Annotated in this window: 15 protein-coding genes and 3 tRNA genes; 4 read left to right on the top strand and 14 right to left on the bottom strand. The window is 39.3% G+C overall.

What is annotated here, in order from left to right; translation table 11 throughout:
• Positions 1-32: 32 nt before the first annotated feature.
• From FCN25_RS02175 to FCN25_RS02185, 3 genes are all read right to left on the bottom strand, one after another.
• Positions 33-108 (bottom strand) — tRNA-His (locus FCN25_RS02175).
• Between the two features lie 8 nt (positions 109-116).
• Positions 117-193 (bottom strand) — tRNA-Arg (locus FCN25_RS02180).
• An 86-nt stretch (positions 194-279) separates the two neighbouring features.
• A tRNA-Pro gene (locus FCN25_RS02185) sits at positions 280-356 on the bottom strand.
• A 291-nt stretch (positions 357-647) separates the two neighbouring features.
• Between FCN25_RS02185 and folD the strand changes: the two genes are divergently transcribed.
• Entirely contained in the window at positions 648-1,502 is an 855-nt protein-coding gene (gene folD / locus FCN25_RS02190) for a bifunctional methylenetetrahydrofolate dehydrogenase/methenyltetrahydrofolate cyclohydrolase FolD (RefSeq protein WP_137221587.1), read from the top strand.
• Positions 1,503-1,602: 100 nt separating this feature from the next.
• On the opposite strand, the gene cysS is transcribed toward folD, so the two are convergent.
• Entirely contained in the window at positions 1,603-2,985 is a 1,383-nt protein-coding gene (gene cysS, locus FCN25_RS02195; protein ID WP_137221589.1) for a cysteine--tRNA ligase, read from the bottom strand.
• 142 nt (positions 2,986-3,127) lie between these two features.
• On the opposite strand from cysS, the gene FCN25_RS02200 reads away from it, so the two are divergent.
• Together FCN25_RS02200 and FCN25_RS02205 are read left to right on the top strand one after the other, a co-directional pair.
• The gene (locus FCN25_RS02200; RefSeq protein WP_137221591.1) at positions 3,128-3,622 is read left to right on the top strand and encodes a peptidylprolyl isomerase; all 495 of its coding nucleotides are present in this window, start codon (positions 3,128-3,130) and stop codon (positions 3,620-3,622) included.
• A 2-nt stretch (positions 3,623-3,624) separates the two neighbouring features.
• Positions 3,625-4,359, top strand: coding sequence for a UDP-2,3-diacylglucosamine diphosphatase (locus tag FCN25_RS02205; RefSeq protein WP_137221593.1), 735 nt, complete (start codon positions 3,625-3,627; stop codon positions 4,357-4,359).
• Positions 4,360-4,416: 57 nt separating this feature from the next.
• Here the strand turns inward: FCN25_RS02205 and miaE are convergent, their stop codons facing one another.
• Positions 4,417-5,184 (bottom strand): tRNA-(ms[2]io[6]A)-hydroxylase, encoded by a 768-nt coding sequence (gene miaE / locus FCN25_RS02210; protein WP_137221595.1) that lies wholly within the window; start codon positions 5,182-5,184, stop codon positions 4,417-4,419.
• Between the two features lie 363 nt (positions 5,185-5,547).
• Between miaE and FCN25_RS02215 the strand changes: the two genes are divergently transcribed.
• The gene (locus FCN25_RS02215) at positions 5,548-6,144 is read left to right on the top strand and encodes a Yip1 family protein (RefSeq protein WP_137221597.1); all 597 of its coding nucleotides are present in this window, start codon (positions 5,548-5,550) and stop codon (positions 6,142-6,144) included.
• Between the two features lie 88 nt (positions 6,145-6,232).
• Here FCN25_RS02215 and glnS read toward each other — a convergent pair whose 3' ends face one another.
• The 9 genes from glnS to FCN25_RS02260 form a co-directional block, all read right to left on the bottom strand.
• Positions 6,233-7,903 carry a glutamine--tRNA ligase gene (gene glnS / locus FCN25_RS02220; RefSeq protein WP_137221599.1) on the bottom strand — a complete coding sequence of 557 codons (1,671 nt, stop codon included), beginning with the start codon at positions 7,901-7,903 and terminating at the stop codon, positions 6,233-6,235.
• Between the two features lie 228 nt (positions 7,904-8,131).
• Positions 8,132-10,444, bottom strand: coding sequence for a Fe(2+) transporter permease subunit FeoB (feoB, locus tag FCN25_RS02225; RefSeq protein ID WP_137221601.1), 2,313 nt, complete (start codon positions 10,442-10,444; stop codon positions 8,132-8,134).
• Entirely contained in the window at positions 10,437-10,676 is a 240-nt protein-coding gene (locus FCN25_RS02230) for a FeoA family protein (protein ID WP_137221603.1), read from the bottom strand. Before FCN25_RS02230 ends, feoB begins: the two co-directional genes overlap by 8 nt.
• 208 nt (positions 10,677-10,884) lie before the next feature.
• A complete protein-coding gene (locus FCN25_RS02235) occupies positions 10,885-11,421 on the bottom strand; it encodes a GNAT family N-acetyltransferase (RefSeq protein ID WP_137221605.1) in 537 nt (178 codons plus the stop codon).
• 70 nt (positions 11,422-11,491) lie between these two features.
• Positions 11,492-11,770, bottom strand: coding sequence for a peptidylprolyl isomerase (locus FCN25_RS02240; RefSeq protein ID WP_137221607.1), 279 nt, complete (start codon positions 11,768-11,770; stop codon positions 11,492-11,494).
• A gap of 92 nt (positions 11,771-11,862) precedes the next feature.
• Positions 11,863-13,692, bottom strand: coding sequence for a DUF885 family protein (locus FCN25_RS02245; RefSeq protein WP_137221609.1), 1,830 nt, complete (start codon positions 13,690-13,692; stop codon positions 11,863-11,865).
• Positions 13,693-14,323: 631 nt separating this feature from the next.
• A complete protein-coding gene (locus FCN25_RS02250) occupies positions 14,324-15,571 on the bottom strand; it encodes a lipopolysaccharide assembly protein LapB (RefSeq protein ID WP_137221612.1) in 1,248 nt (415 codons plus the stop codon).
• Positions 15,571-16,191, bottom strand: a complete 621-nt coding sequence (locus tag FCN25_RS02255; RefSeq protein ID WP_137221614.1) for an energy transducer TonB — start codon at positions 16,189-16,191, stop codon at positions 15,571-15,573. The genes FCN25_RS02250 and FCN25_RS02255 overlap by 1 nt, the downstream gene beginning before the upstream one ends.
• 1 nt (position 16,192) lies before the next feature.
• Positions 16,193-16,597 carry a biopolymer transporter ExbD gene (locus FCN25_RS02260; protein WP_137221616.1) on the bottom strand — a complete coding sequence of 135 codons (405 nt, stop codon included), beginning with the start codon at positions 16,595-16,597 and terminating at the stop codon, positions 16,193-16,195.
• Positions 16,598-16,599 lie beyond the last annotated feature (2 nt).

Here is a 16,599-nt window from a genome sequence, read left to right on the forward strand (position 1 = left end):
GTGTATGAGATAATTTAATTTAATCAGAAAAATGGGGTGACTGATGGGGCTCGAACCCACGACAACCGGAATCACAATCCGGGACTCTACCAACTGAGCTACAATCACCACTGAAATGGTGCACCCGGCAGGATTCGAACCTGCGACCACCCGCTTAGAAGGCGGGTGCTCTATCCAACTGAGCTACGGGCGCATGGTTACAGCTTGAAGCCGTATCCTGTCTGGCTGAACAATCTTACTTGTTCTATTATTCACTACTATAGCAAATAATATTTAATTTGGTCGGTGATAGAGGATTCGAACCTCTGACCCTCTCGTCCCAAACGAGATGCGCTACCGGGCTGCGCTAATCACCGAAAATATTGCTTCGTATTCGAGTCATTTATTATCTTTACACAATAACAAGGTTGTCTCGAGAACGGAGCGCATATTAACGAGTCACCTTGCTACCGTCAACGATTTTTTTAACCCTTAATGCTATATGCCGAATTTAGCAGCAAAAACGATGATTAGCATCATAGCGAGAATAGTTTATTCACTGTATTTTCCTCGTCTAGCAAATGACACTCTTCAATACGCCTGTTAGAATAAGCACCGTTCGCTAATTGACTTCAACACCCGCGTCACTCAAAGGAAACTCTACAGCCATGACTGCTCAAATTATTGACGGTAAAGCCATTGCACAATCTATCCGCACTACACTTAAGCAAAAAGTAGCATTACGAAGACAAGCAGGATTTCGTGCGCCAGGTCTTGCCGTTATTTTAGTGGGCAGCGATGCCGCATCTCAAGTTTATGTTGGCAGTAAGCGTAAAGCTTGTGAGGAAATCGGTTTTGAGTCTGAATCTTTTGATCTTGACGCCAGCGCAACTGAAGCAGAACTGTTAGCTCTAATTGACAAGTGTAATGATAATCCAAGCATTGATGGGATTTTAGTTCAACTGCCTCTGCCTGAACATATTGATGATTCAAAAGTTATTGAGCGTATACGTCCGGATAAAGACGTTGATGGCTTTCATCCATATAATGTCGGCCGTTTAGCCCAACGTATTCCTGTACTTCGCGCTTGTACGCCTATGGGCATTATGACGTTAATAAAATCAACTGGTATTGATACATATGGCTTAGATGCGACGGTAGTTGGCGCATCAAATATTGTCGGTCGTCCAATGACGCTAGAATTATTATTAGCAGGTTGTACAACAACGACCTGTCACCGCTTTACTAAAAACTTAGAACAAAAAGTGCGTCAAGCTGATTTATTAGTCGTCGCGGTAGGTAAACCAGGCTTTATTCCTGGTGAGTGGATAAAGCCAGGCGCAATTGTTATTGATGTTGGTATCAATCGCTTAGACAATGGCAGTTTAGTGGGTGATGTTGAATTTAACGTTGCCGCAGAAAAGGCGGCCTTTATTACTCCTGTACCTGGTGGCGTTGGCCCGATGACCATTGCAAGCTTGTTAGAAAACACCCTGTACGCTTGCGAGCAATATCATAGTTAACTTAAATCACAGCTAGCTAAATCTCAGATACGTAAATCATGCTGATTAATAACACAAAAGCCTGCAATTGCAGGCTTTTTTAGTTAATGAGCGAATTAGATTACTTTTTACGCCATGTTGTACCGCTAGGGCCGCCATCTTCTAACACAACGCCTAACTCGTTTAAGCGATCGCGAGCGACATCAGCAGCAGGCCAATCTTTTTCAGTACGGGCACGGTTACGTTCAACGATAAGTGCTTCAATTTCTGCCACTTCATCGTCACTACCCTCTCCCTTAAAGAAAGCCTCTGGTGTTTGGCTAATAAGGCCGAGCACATCAGCTAATTGCTTCAAGCTGGCACCTAATGCCGATGCCGCTGCCATATCGGTTAGTTTAAGGCGATTAATTTCACGAACCATCTCAAATAACACCGAATAGGCTTCTGGTGTATTAAAATCATCATCCATTGCTGATTTGAACTTGGCAACATAGGCTTCAGCAGGCGCTGCTTTTACACTTAAATCTAAATCTTTAAGCGCTGTATATAAACGCTCTAAAGCAGCACGAGCTTGTTTTAAATTATCTTCAGAATAATTTAACTGGCTACGATAATGACCGGATAATAAGAAGTAACGTACGGTTTCAGGATCATAATGTTTAAGCACATCACGAATGGTAAAAAAGTTATCTAATGATTTAGACATTTTTTCACGATCAACCATTACCATTCCGGTGTGAATCCAATAATTCACATACGGGGTATCATGAGCACAACAAGACTGAGCAATTTCATTTTCATGATGTGGAAACTGCAAATCAGAGCCGCCACCATGGATATCAAAATGAACCCCAAGGTGTTTACCGTTCATGGCTGAACATTCTATATGCCACCCTGGACGCCCCGGGCCCCAAGGTGATTCCCAAGTTGGTTCACCCGGTTTAGACATTTTCCAAAGCACAAAATCCATTGGATTATGTTTAGCATTGTCTATTTCTACTCGAGCACCAGCTTGAAGTTGATCAAGATTTTGGCCTGATAACTGCCCATATTCAGGAAATGATGCAACACTGAATAATACATCTCCATTGCTGGCAACATAAGCATGGTCGCGCTCAAGTAAACGCTGAACCATATCGATAATCTCTTCCATATGTAACGTAGCTCTAGGCTCGAAATCAGGTCGTTTCATATTTAAGGCATCAAAATCTTGGTGCATTTCGCCAATTAAACGTTCAGTGAGAGACTCGCAAGATTCATTATTTTCAGCAGCACGTTTGATAATTTTATCATCAACATCGGTAATGTTTCGCTGAAAATTAACCTCATAACCTATGTAGCGTAAATAGCGCACTATCATGTCAAACGAAACAAAGGTACGCCCGTGACCAATATGACATAAATCGTAAATGGTCACGCCGCAGACGTACATTCCGATTTTACCTGGATTTATTGGTATAAATTCTTGTTTCTCACGACTCATACTATTGTAAATCTTTAACATCGATTGGTCTCTTTTACACTAATTTATAACGGGAAATATTAATCCAGATTCTAGCATGATGCCACCTGTTTTGAACACCGCACTTTAAGCGGCACTTAAGATAAGTTAGAATCGCACAAATTATCTTTTTAAGTGAGACAACATGATTACTTTACACACCAATTTGGGCGATATTACTTTGCAACTAAATGAAGAAAAAGCACCTATTACGGCGGCTAACTTTATGCAATATGTAGAAGATGGTTTTTTTGACGGTACTATTTTTCACCGTGTCATTGACGGTTTTATGATCCAAGGTGGTGGTTTCACTAAAGATATGAGCCAAAAAAGTGTAAAAGCATCAATCAAGAATGAAGCTAACAATGGTTTATCGAACCGTAAAGGCACTGTTGCCATGGCGCGCACATCAGATCCACATTCAGCTACAGCACAATTCTTTGTTAATATTAATGACAATACCTTCCTTGATTTTAAATCTGAAACATCTCAAGGCTGGGGTTACTGTGTATTTGGTGAAGTCGTTGAAGGTTTAGACATTATTGAAAAAATCAAAAATGTTGCAACCGGTAATAATGGTATGCATCAAGATGTGCCATTAGAGGCTATTGTGATCGAAAGCGTTAGCGTTAAAGCGTAATAGTGAAAAGAACTGTCTTTGTGGGCGATTTACATTTAAGTGCTGATCGCCCCGATATCACTCAAGCCTTTGTGCATTTTCTAAGCCATGGTTTAGACGATGCTGAGGCGCTTTATATCATCGGCGACCTATTCGAAGTATGGATGGGTGATGATATTGCCGAACCCTTTAGCATTGCTATCTCAGAGGCCATTAAAATAGTCTCCAACACCATGCCCGTTTACTTTATTCATGGTAACCGTGATTTTATGGTCGGCAAACAATTTTGCCTACAAGCAGGTATGCAAGTGCTACCAGAGGTGTATTGTATCGACTTGTACGGTGTTAATACCGTGATTTTGCATGGTGATAGCCTTTGCACCCTTGACCTTGCTTATCAGCGATTCAGGCGCTTTAGAAGTTTAGGACTTGTACGTTGGGTTTACTCCCACTTACCCAAAAAGACCCGCTTAAACATTGCCGCAAAAATTCGTCAAAAAAGTGTCCAAGGCAATCAACAAAAACACTATGAGATTATGGATGTTGAACCTAGTGCGGTAACCGAACTTTTAGCCAGTACTGACTGTCAGCGAATGATCCATGGCCATACTCACCGGCCTGCCATTCATCAATTAAGCCATCAACAACAGCGAGTAGTCGTGGGTGATTGGTATACACAAGGTAGCGTATTAAACGTTAGCGAAAACGGTTGTGAGCTTTTACAACTGCCCTTCCTAGAAACAAACTGCACCCATTAAACCATGTCTAGCTATACGTCATAAGCAAAGTATAAGTTCGGAGGTTAACTCACCGAGCTATACTGCTGGTACACCGCTATGGAAACGAAATTCGCCATCTACGGACAAAATCAATTCCCTTTCCTTTTCACGAAAATAATCAATTCGCTCACTTATATCGGTGCCCGCAACATTCTGAGCAAGGGTTAAATAATCTTGATAATGCCGTGCCTCTGAGCGAAGTAATGAAATGTAAAATTTAGCGAGTTCATCATCTAAGTGCGGTGCGATCTTGGCAAACCGTTCGCATGATCGAGCTTCAATAAATGCTCCTATAATCAATTTATCAATAATGGTAGCAGGTTCGTGAGTTCGTACATGAGTCATTAATTGCTTGGCATAACGGCCGGCACGAATATTACTGTAGTCAATACCACGTGATGTCATGATTTGCAGCACTTGTTCAAAATGATGAAACTCTTCTTTGACCAGTCGCACCATCTTATTCATTAAATCAGTACTTATGACTAAATTATTACTGACGACTAATTCGTTGGTAATATCATTTTTTTTAATATCACGGGCCAAAAATGCTGCCACATTACGATCTTGCTGATAAACAAAATCTTCGTAAGGCTTTGCCCAATCTTTTAATAAGTTTGCGCTCGTTTTATCAATCGCATATTTACGGATCATAAAAATAGCTGTTTGCGCAGCTTTTAGCTCGCAGTTGCAGTGATCAATGAGTAATGCGTTAAGTTGCTCAGACTGCTTTGCCTGCTCAACCCAACTATTAGGGGTTTCACAACCTAGGAAATCATAAATAGGAACGAGTAATTGCTGCATCAAATAAATAATCCTCTCAAAATTCTTGGACTATCTTACCTACAGAGTCTTCTTTTCTGAAGTTAAAAACATAATACAACTTGACGAATGTCTATTTATGTTCAATAAATAAGCCAAGCATCTAAATTTAACGATTTTGTAACAGGTGCTATCGATCACCTTAAATGATGATTCTAAATTGGGATAGAGTCATAACTTAACAACATAGATGTTAGCAATGAGGAACTACCTCAGTGTATTTGCCAACACCATAACCCTGTTGATAAGTTGATGTGGACTGATTAAGGCGATTGGTACAAAGCTGTAGTCAGTTCGTCGTTGTTTGGCGAGCTAGGTCAGAAATGCTAAACAAGGATAACTATAATGGTACTGAATCACTTAATGGGGCTTTACACTCATCCGAAACAAGAGTGGAAAACAATTGAAAAAAACCATGAAGCACTAAAAAGTAGCTTAAGTCATGTGTTACTTATTGCACTTATTCCTGCAATTTGCTCTTATTTTGCAACCGCTCATATTGGTTGGCATCCTGGCGTAGGAGAATCACTGTTTCTCACATCTCAAAGCGCATTATTTATGTCCATAGGTATGTATTTTGGCTTAATAATTGGCGTTCTGGCACTGGCTTATTTGGCCTTTTGGATGGGCAAAACATTTGATGCAGATCCAACCTACACTCAAGCTCTCGAATTAGCGTCCTATACTGCAACGCCCTTATTTATGGTCGGTCTTGCAGCACTCTATCCAGTATTATGGTTCATCATGATCGTCGGATTAGTTGGCTTATCCTATTCGGTTTATCTGTTATATGCAGGTGTTCCTATCATTATGAATATTCCTGAAGAAAAGGGCTTTATTTATTCAAGCTCAGTTGTTACAGCAGGCCTGGTATTATTAGTCGCGTTGATGGGAAGTAGTATTATTTTATGGAGTATTGGCTTTGGGCCGATGATGCAATAATGAATTGGTTGATTATTGATTATTGATTATTGAAAGAATAATACAAAAAAGGCGCATTAAGCGCCTTTTTTATTATTAAAATAAGTGATTAAGCGAAAGTATCTCTTAACGGAACCGTTAAGTTAAATACCAAATGTTCAGCGCTAGAATCTTTACTGTCTGCACAATAATAACCTTCGCGTTCAAACTGGTAGGCTTTTTCTGCCGGAGCATTAACCATACTAGGTTCAACGAATCCATTAACTACTGTAAGCGAGTTCGGATTGAGCACTTCATCAACGGTTTCAAAAGCTGCTGGGTTTTCACTAGTGAAAAGTCTGTCATACAAACGAAACTCTGCAGGCTTTGCTGTTGCTGAGTCAACCCAATGAATAACGCCTTTGACTTTACGACCATCAGCAGGATTTTTGCCTAGCGTATCTGCATCATAGGTACAATAAACCGTGGTGACATTACCGTATGAATCTTTGTCACAACGTTCCGCTTTAACAATATATGCATTGCGTAAGCGGACTTCTTTACCTAATACAAGACGTTTAAAGTGCTTATTTGCCTCTTCTTTAAAGTCTTCTATATCAATAAAAAGTTCACGACCAAAAAATAACTCTCGAGTCCCCATAGCCTCATTGTTTGGATGGGCTGGCGCAGAAATAGTTTCAGGTTGTGTGTTTGGATAGTTTTCAATAACGACTTTAATCGGTCTTAAAACAGCCATTGCACGAGGAGCATGTTCGTTTAACTCTTCGCGAATACAAGCATCTAACATACCGACTTCGACTAAGTTTTCTTGCTTAGTGACCCCAATACGCAGGCAGAACTCACGGATTGATGCAGCCGTATAACCACGACGACGTAAACCAGCAATCGTTGGCATACGAGGGTCGTCCCAACCAGATACAAGTTTGCGCACCACTAGGTCATTGAGTTTACGCTTAGACATCAAAGTATATTCTAAATTTAAACGCGAAAACTCATACTGATGCGGACGATCTGGAGTATGAAAGTCGTCTAAATGAACTAAAACCCAATCATAGAGACGACGGTTATCTTGAAACTCTAGAGTACAAATCGAATGAGTAATATGCTCTATGGCATCAGAAATACAATGAGTAAAGTCATACATTGGGTAAATGCACCACTTATCACCTGTCTGATGATGATGTGCAAATCGGATACGATAAATAACCGGATCCCGCATGCACATAAAAGAAGATGCCATATCAATTTTAGCACGCAGAGCACATTCACCTTCTTTGAATTCGCCTTTACGCATTTTTTCAAATAATGCGAGGTTGTCTTCAACACTGGTGTCACGGTAAGGACTGTCTTTTCCTGGCTCTTTCAAGGTGCCACGATATTCTCTGGTTTGTTCCCCGTTTAGGAAACAAACATAAGCAAGACCTTTAGTGATTAACTCAACAGCATACTGATGTAATTGGTCAAAATAATTGGATGAATAACGGATATCGCCAGACCATTCAAAACCTAACCAACGCACATCTTCCTGAATTGACTTCACATAGTTAATGTCTTCTTTTTCAGGGTTAGTATCATCAAAACGTAAGTTACATTGACCTTGGTAATCTTTTGCAATACCAAAATTTAAACAAATAGACTTAGCGTGTCCTATGTGTAAAAAACCATTAGGTTCTGGCGGGAAACGAGTATGAACTTCGTTATGCTTACCGCTTTTTAGGTCTTCGTCTATAATATTACGAATGAAGTTACTTGGACGTACTTCGGTGTCCACATGACTCATGGAATTCCTCTTGGCGCACAATGGCAATATGAATAAAGACTGATGATCCTACAGATCTTAAGTAGTTACAACTGCTAGCGTCGAAAAAATTAACCTGATAAACAAAAACACCCATTCGAGCAAAAATAACAACGACCGAAGCACGCTATTTCTATGATGTATTTACTCATATTAATAAAAAACCCAGCAAGCTGGGTTTTAGATTAATCTGAAACAAATCGTTGCACGTTATTCGGTGATGATTCGTATTCCTGGAATAATTTGTTGCGCTTTGCGGCCTTTTTTATTTAACCACATATAAAACATCATCAAGGCTACAATAAAGAAACCAATCCAACTGGCTGACTGCACAGGATGCTGAGTAAAGGTCGCACCTTGATACACCACAGTCGCAGAGCCATAAGCCAATGAGAAAGTCCAAATAGCTGCAAAGCGTGCCCATTTAGCACCAAATTCATGTACTAAGGCACCCATAGCGGCCACACAAGGTGTATAAAGTAAAATAAACAGCAAGTATGAAAATGCAGCTATCTGACTTTTAAACCCTGTTTGCAGCGCACTAAATGTAGAAGAGTCAACAGACAACTCCATCGCGGCTTCATCTAAGTCAGTAATACCTGCTATCGCAATTGATAAAGGATCACCAGGCTCAATGCCGAGTAAATTGGCCGGAATTGTCGCTAAGCCTATTTTGACACTATCCCAAATAGACACGAGTTCTTCGTCATCAGCCTCTACAGTGCTATATAAACTATTTAATGTTCCAACCACTGCTTCTTTAGCAAAAATGCCGGTAATAATACCCACAGTCGCAGCCCAATTATCTTGCTCAATGCCCATTGGGCTAAAAATTGGTGTGATTTGCTGGCTAGCAACACTAAGTAATGATTCTTTACTGTCTTCATGCCCGAAAGAGCCATCCGTACCGATAGCATTAATGAAATTAAGCAGTGTCACTACAATGATGATGGTTTTACCCGCTCCCTTAACAAAGCTTTTAGTTCGCTTAGTTGTACGAGAAAACACCGCTTTAGTTTTAGGCATTTCGTAACTAGGTAACTCCATTACAACGGCACTACTTGAACCCGGCAATACGGTATTTCGTAATAATAACCCAGTGCCAATCGCGGCTAAAATACCAATAATATAAAGTAAAAAGACTAAGTTTTGACCTGAATGCGGGAAAAATGCTGCAGCAAATAATGCATAAACAGGCAAGCGAGCACTACATGACATAAACGGTGCCATCATACCGGTAACGATACGCTCCCGTTCACTGCCTAACGTTCTCGTTGCCATTATGGCAGGCACCGAACAACCAAAACCCACAATCATTGGCACAAAGGCTTTGCCAGGTAAACCGATACGACGCATTAAACCGTCAACAACAAACGCCGCACGAGCCATGTAACCAGATGCTTCGAGTACTGATAGCGCTAGAAATAATGCAGCAACAACAGGAATAAACGTTGCAACAGTCTGAATACCTTGACCGACACCGCCAGCTAAAATTGTCACCAACCAATCAGGTGATCCCATTGAAGTCAACAAGGCACCAAAATGGTCAACAAAAATAGCACCTGCTGTAATATCAAAGAAATCGATAAAGGAGTTACCAACGTTAATACTGAATAAAAACATTAGATACATGACAAACAAAAAAATAGGGATACCCAAAATAGGATTTAAAACCACTTTGTCGAGTCTATCGGAGGCACTAACATGCTTACCTTGATTAACTGAAGCTTCGAACACCTGTTGCACAAAATCGTAACGGGTAGTGGCAATCATAATATCAATATCTTCACCAGCCTGCTCAACTCGTTGAGTACACTGTTTTACCGTTTCATGTAATTGTACTTCACTGGTACCGCACCCTTTACCATGGCTGTTAGCTAATATAGCAAGCGCCTCTCCACGGCTTAACTCAGCAAGACCTTGGGTTTGATTTTGCATTTGTAGTGCCGTTATACTTGTTTCAATATCAGCATGATACTGCAACATTAACGATGGCGTTGTGTCATCTTTTTTCAATAATGAAAATATTTCAGCCTGTAGTTTTTCGACATCAGCTTGTTTACGTGAACAAATAGCAACGACAGGACAACCTAAACGTTTAGACATGTCATCAGCATTAATAACTATCCCCAACTTTTTGGCTGCATCAATTTTGTTAATGACAACAATCATAGGAATACCTAACTCACGTAATTGCGTGGTTAAATATAGATGACGCTCAACGTTAGTAGCATCAACCAAATTGATGATGGCATCCACTTGTTGTTCCGAAAGATAAGCTTGGGCAATTTGTTCGTCTAATGAACAGTCACAGCTATTGCCTGCGGGTAATAAATCATAAATCCCTGGCAAATCGGTAAGAAAAATATCTGCATCAGAATAGCTAATTTTACCGGTTTTCTTTTCTACGGTAACACCCGACCAATTACCAACCTGTTGGCTTGCACCAGTAAGAGCATTAAAAAGAGTCGATTTACCTGCATTGGGATTACCCACGGTGACACAGTGAAATTGTTTAGTCATTTTTTAGATCTACCTCAATAATATCTGCTAAATCACAACGCATACATAATTTACTGCCACGCAAATTTAATTCAACACCAGACCCCATTGGGGCTCTGCGTATAAAATTAAAATGGGTGTTAGGCGTTATGCCCATAGATAATAATTTACGCTTAACAGTTTGCGGTAACGTTAATTGACCGATTTCAGAGATAATCGCTTGATCGCCTGGCTTAAGTTCACTCAGCTTCATGTAACACTACCTTCAACAACATTGATAACGTCAAAAATTTTATCCGAACTAAATAAGTTAAACTCCAATCTAGATCAAAGTTTTACTTGTTAACGAGAATAGTTTTCACTTGTATTACGTATTATGTGACAAAAGCACGCTAGAATACAGCAGAAAGGAGATTTATTTGAAGAAGAAATAGAGGTATGAAGTAAAAAGTAAATAATTGTTATTCTCTTTGAGCAGTCAATAACCCCATGTAACAATCGTCTAACCATATGCCATCAATACAGCTATTTTGTCTTAATGTTCCTTCTAGTACAAAACCAACCTTTTCAAGAACCCTACGTGAAGCGGTATTTTGTTGAGCACAAAGTCCAATATATTTATGCATCTTAAATTGTAACGCGCCCCAATCAGTTACCGTTCGTAGGCTTTCCGTTGCAAACCCTAAACCTTGTTGTTCTGGAGCAATGAGATAACCAACTTCAGCTCTTCTCAATTCTTCATCATCGCATCTAAAGCCAATCAGTCCGACAAACTCATTAGTGTCGATTCGTTCGATGATCAGCGATAACCAGTCTCCGGTTTCAAATAACCACTCAGCTTTACGTTGTTCAAACTTAGATATTATATCCGATTCAGATTCAATGTTTCGTATATATTGATTGATACTTCCATCAAAATGTAAGCGTAAAAAATCACTCCAATCATTACTCTGTAAATTTCGTAATTTCAAACGATCACTATAAAGATTTATGTCCATATATTATCCATTTACTTATTAAAAAAATGGCAGCTTAAGCTGCCATTAATTATTACATAATCAATTGAGACTAGCTGCGACTAGTGACTTCAAGTAAATGAAAACCAAATTGAGTTTTAACAGGTCCTTGAACAACATTTAACGGGGCACTAAAGACAACTTCGTCGAACTCTTTGACCATCATACCGGGTCCAAAAGAACCTAAATCACCACCTTGTGCGCCTGATGGACAAGAAGAATTTGCCTTCGCGATATCAGCAAAATCAGCACCAGATTCAATCTGTTGCTTGAGAGATTCGCATTGTTCTTGAGTACTAACTAATAGGTGTCTAGCGGTTGCTTGTACCATAATATGGCTCCAAAAATATACTGTATTAAAAAGGTAACATTAACATAATGACAATATGATGACACAATAAAGTCATCACATTTGTGTCATGTTTATTTTGTGGATTCTGCTTTAATCCAATCTGCAATTTTGTTTTCCATCACAGCCATAGGCAACGAGCCTGATGTTAATAATTGATCATGAAAACCTTTAAGGTCAAATTTATCACCGAGCGTTTTTTCAGCATCAGCACGCAGTCTTAAAATAGTCAATTGACCGACTTTATATGACAATGCTTGACCAGGAATAGCCATGTAACGTTCAACTTCAGCAATGATATCGGATTCTGCCATCGGCGAATTATCCATCATGTATTGAATAGCTTGCTCACGGCTCCATCCTTTTGCATGAAGTCCTGTATCAACAACTAATCGCATTGCTCGTAACATCTCATCTGATAATTTACCAAAATATTGGTATGGATCGCTAAATAAACCCATTTCAATACCTAAATATTCTGCGTACAAGGCCCAGCCTTCTTCAAATGCGGTATAACCTTGGAAGCGTTGGAATTGTGGAATATCAGTTAACTCTTGTTTTATCGAAATCTGAAAGTGATGACCAGGTGAAGCTTCGTGTAACGAAAGCGTTGTCATACCCCATTTGGGCTGAGCTTTTAAATTATACGTATTGATGTAAAAAATACCAGGACGAGATCCGTCCACAGCTGGTGATTCGTAAGATGCACCGGCAGCAGATTTTTCACGGAAACTTTCTACTGGTTTAACAATGTAATCAGCTTTAGGCATTACATTAAAATACTTAGGTAACACCTGATGGATATGCGCTTTAATTGTCATATAGCCATCAATAAGATCTTGTTTATCAGTAAAAAAGTATTGTGGTTCTGAAGACAAAGATGCGAAAAATTCTGTAAGATCGCCTTTAAAACCTACCTGCTCCCTTACTTTATCCATTTCAGATAAAATACGGGCTACTTCAGACAAACCAATTTGATGAATTTCATCCACTGACAAGGTTGTTGTTGTATGGCTATTTGCTAAGTGTTGATACCAATCTTTACCATTGGGTAAACCCCACCAACCATCTGATGCTCGAGAATTTGGCAAATAATCATTTTTCACATAGTCACGCAATTGAGTTAATGCTGGTAATAACTCATTTGTAATCAGCTGAGTATATTCATTAGTTAATTGCAATTTTTGCTCAGTTGAAAAATCCTCTGGCAGTAAATTTATCGGCGAATAAAAAAGGCTGTCCTTGGCATCTTTAACGAGTTGGGCATCTAGCTGAGGAATTATCCGTTCGACAAGCACTCTAGGTAATACAACTTTACTGGCAATACCTTCATCCATACGTTGCTGAGCTAACTTAGTCCAATTAATAAATCCGTGTAATCGAGACAGCCAATTTTGGTAATCCTTGACGGTTTTAAATGGTTGAGCACTCTCACCGCTGCCTAACTGCACCATAGTAAACACTGTGCTATAAAACTGATTGATAGGTAAAAAATACTCTGGATAAGTTTCACCGATAAGCTCCATATTACGATCATAAATAAACATGTCGTAACTGAGCTTAAGCGAAGCTGGTAGCTTATCTGCATCGATGGATTTAGCTTGACTAAAATATTGACTATTTAAGTCATGACGGGCCTTTAAATATTCTTCTGTTAATGCACCACCAAATTGGTCGTTATAATCATTAACACCCACAAAAGTGGCATAAATAGGTTCAAGCTTTAATTGATCATTAAAAAAATTATCTGCCATCGCTAAATACTGCTCTGAAGCAGATTGAGTCATCACTGCAGCGCTAGACTTTGAGGCAGATTCTGAAGCAGGAGAAACTGTTGAGCCATCTGAACAACCTTGAGCGGCCAATAGTAAGGACACACTAAGCGCCAATAATGTTTTATTCATTTTTATGATTCCTTAATACACATTAACTAGGGCAATATTAGACCTAAAGTCATATAGTTAGCAGTAATATGTTGGTTTGTTATGGTTATCATTAAAGCTAAGTGATAATTAAACGTTTAGTCATTGTTATTGATATAAGCCAAACACAATACACATGAATATAAAATTAACACGGTATTGATTACAAATTCATGCTCAAAATGTCAAGTTGATGTCACGCGGCAATTGAACCTTTTTGATCATCCTGCACCTAGTGATACATTGGCTATCATTATTAATTTAAAATGCATGAAGAAGCGCTTTCAGTTTTATAGACTAGACACGCATGCTTGCCTTAATGCAGATTATCAATCAATGTTAAAATATTGATGCTCATTCTTTATGATGGGCAAAACCAGACAATTTACTCATTGTATCCATGCCTTGCTTTACATGAAACAAAACTTCAGCAAATACACACAAACTAACAATTAAACTTCCTCAGCTGCCCTAAAAAACACTCATAAACTACAGCTGATTAGAATCGATACTACAACATAAATACAACAGGGCAGTGAACATAAATGATAAATTGGTTTCGTTAGCTAATAAAAAAGCCCCATAAAGGGGCTTTTTTAAATCCAGATAACAACTAAAGCGTTACGTTATGCATCCGAGCTTTATCTTTGATATAAGAAATATAGCTCTTAGCACTTCGTTCTGTCTTCTTATCATTAGCGGCAAGTAATGCTCGCTTATAAGCAGACTTGTACTTTTTAAGGCTTAAGTATGCTAAAGCTAGCTCAAACTGAGCTTCACCAGGGTTATCAATACCCGCATCAAGTGCCTTTTTAAGCACCGGAATAGCGTCATTGTATTTTTGATCTAAAGCAAGAATACGACCTTGTTTTAAATACAAATCACCCTCATTGCTAATTGCGGCAGCTTTACCATAGTAGTAAGCGGCTTCTTTTAGCTCTTTAGCATTATGATAAAAACCAGCTAGAGTTTTTAAACTCTTCTCATTTTCAGCAATAAGACCTGACTTCAAATGCTTTTCAAAAATGGTAGCCGCTTTATAAGGCGAACCTTTTTGCGCTAACAATTGAGCCAAACGAGTAATGTTACTGTCTGTCTCTAAAAAGCCATTTTTATATGCTAAATCATATGTCGCTAGTGATTTATCATAGTCTTCAGTCATTAAGTAAAACTGAGCTAACTGAACCCAGAGACGTTTGTCGTCTTGGAACAAAGGTACCATCGTTTCTAACACTTTGACGGCATCTTTGTACTTTTTCTGGTTAAAGTAAGCAGTTAACTTCATCTGATATAAACCTTTATCAGGTTTTTCAGCTAAAGATAAACCTTTATCAGCAACTTCAAGCACTTTGTTCCAATCTTTTAGTTCAGTATAAGCAATACCTATTCGGCGATACGTCTGCGAATCAGCCTTACAGGTAAATTCCATCCACTTGTAATAATATGGAATTGCTTCTTTAAACTGTTTCTCTTGTAGTAATAAATCCGCATACAAACGCATTGTTGCAGCATGATCTGTACCACCAAGAATATCAGCATCAACAGCAGTCTTTAAATACTTTATCGCTGTTTTCATCTGACCTTTTTCAGCATAAAAGTTACCTAACATACGATCAACATACGCTTTGTCGAAATCGTTGTTAGCATTAGTTTCAAGCAAAATTGTAATTGCTTGATCTAAGTTACCTTCGGTATATGCTTCAAAAGATTTTTGAACTTTTTTTGCAGCGCTTGCGCCAACAGCACGAGATTGACGTTTATCAATTTCACACTTCTCAGCAGCAACTACAGTGCTAGACAATAATGCACTTCCACAGACTGAAAGTAATAACGCTGTAGCGATACTAGTAACTATACGCATTATCTACCTCCTTTCTCTAATGTGAAGTCCAGTTGAACTGTCATACCAGGTTGTTTTAATGGTTTGCCATCAACAATCTTTGGTTTGTATTTCCACTTCTTCAATGCGCGAATTGCTTCACGATTGAATAAACGCTTAGGTTCAGCCTTGATGATTGAAACGTCATCAACACCACCTAGTTCGTTAATAGTAAAAGAGAGTTGGACATAACCTTCTTTACCATCACGAGCAGCAGCAATTGGATACTGAGGCTCAATACGAACAATAGGGGTAGCATCACCATCACGGGTCATCATGTTACCTAATTTAAAACCAGTACTTGGTCCACCAGCTTGAATACCACCCATATTGAACGACATATTAGTGTCAATATTAGATGATGAATCAGGCGGAGTAGTATCCGGCTTAGGTGGCTGCTCCGGTGGTGGAGGTGGCTCAGGAGTAACCCTTGGTTTTTTCTGTGCCTTCGAATCCTGTTTATCCATCGTAATTTCAATAACAGGTGTGTCCGCTGACTCATCGTTGCGTTGTGCACCGCCGCCGACTAGGAAAGCCATGAAAGCAAACAGCCCGAAAGTCACTGCGGCACCAATGATAATTGATACGAGTGCTCTTAGCATATTACTCATTCCCCGCTGATATTGAAATTTTGTCAATACCGGCAGCTTTTACATTATCAAGCACTTTAACAACGACACCATGTAAAGCGTCTTTGTCTGCTTGAATAAGTACTGCTGCTTCTGGTGCTTCCGCTAGCATACGTTCTACGTTAGCCGTTACACGTTCGATATCAACCTGACGGTTTTCCATCATAATGACGCCAGTTTTACTGACACCAATAAAGATGTTTGCCGAAGGTTTAGACGTAGCCTGTGACGCTTTAGGCTTGTTGTAGTCTAAGCCTGAAGGCTTAACAAATGATGTTGTTACAATGAAGAAGATCAGCATGATAAACACGATGTCTAGCATCGGGGTCATATCAATTTGCGCTTCCTCTTCCATAGTGGAATGCTTCTTACGTGCCATGT

The sequence above is a fragment of the Shewanella sp. MEBiC00475 genome (assembly GCF_005234075.1).
Lineage (GTDB): Bacteria > Pseudomonadota > Gammaproteobacteria > Enterobacterales > Shewanellaceae > Shewanella > Shewanella polaris.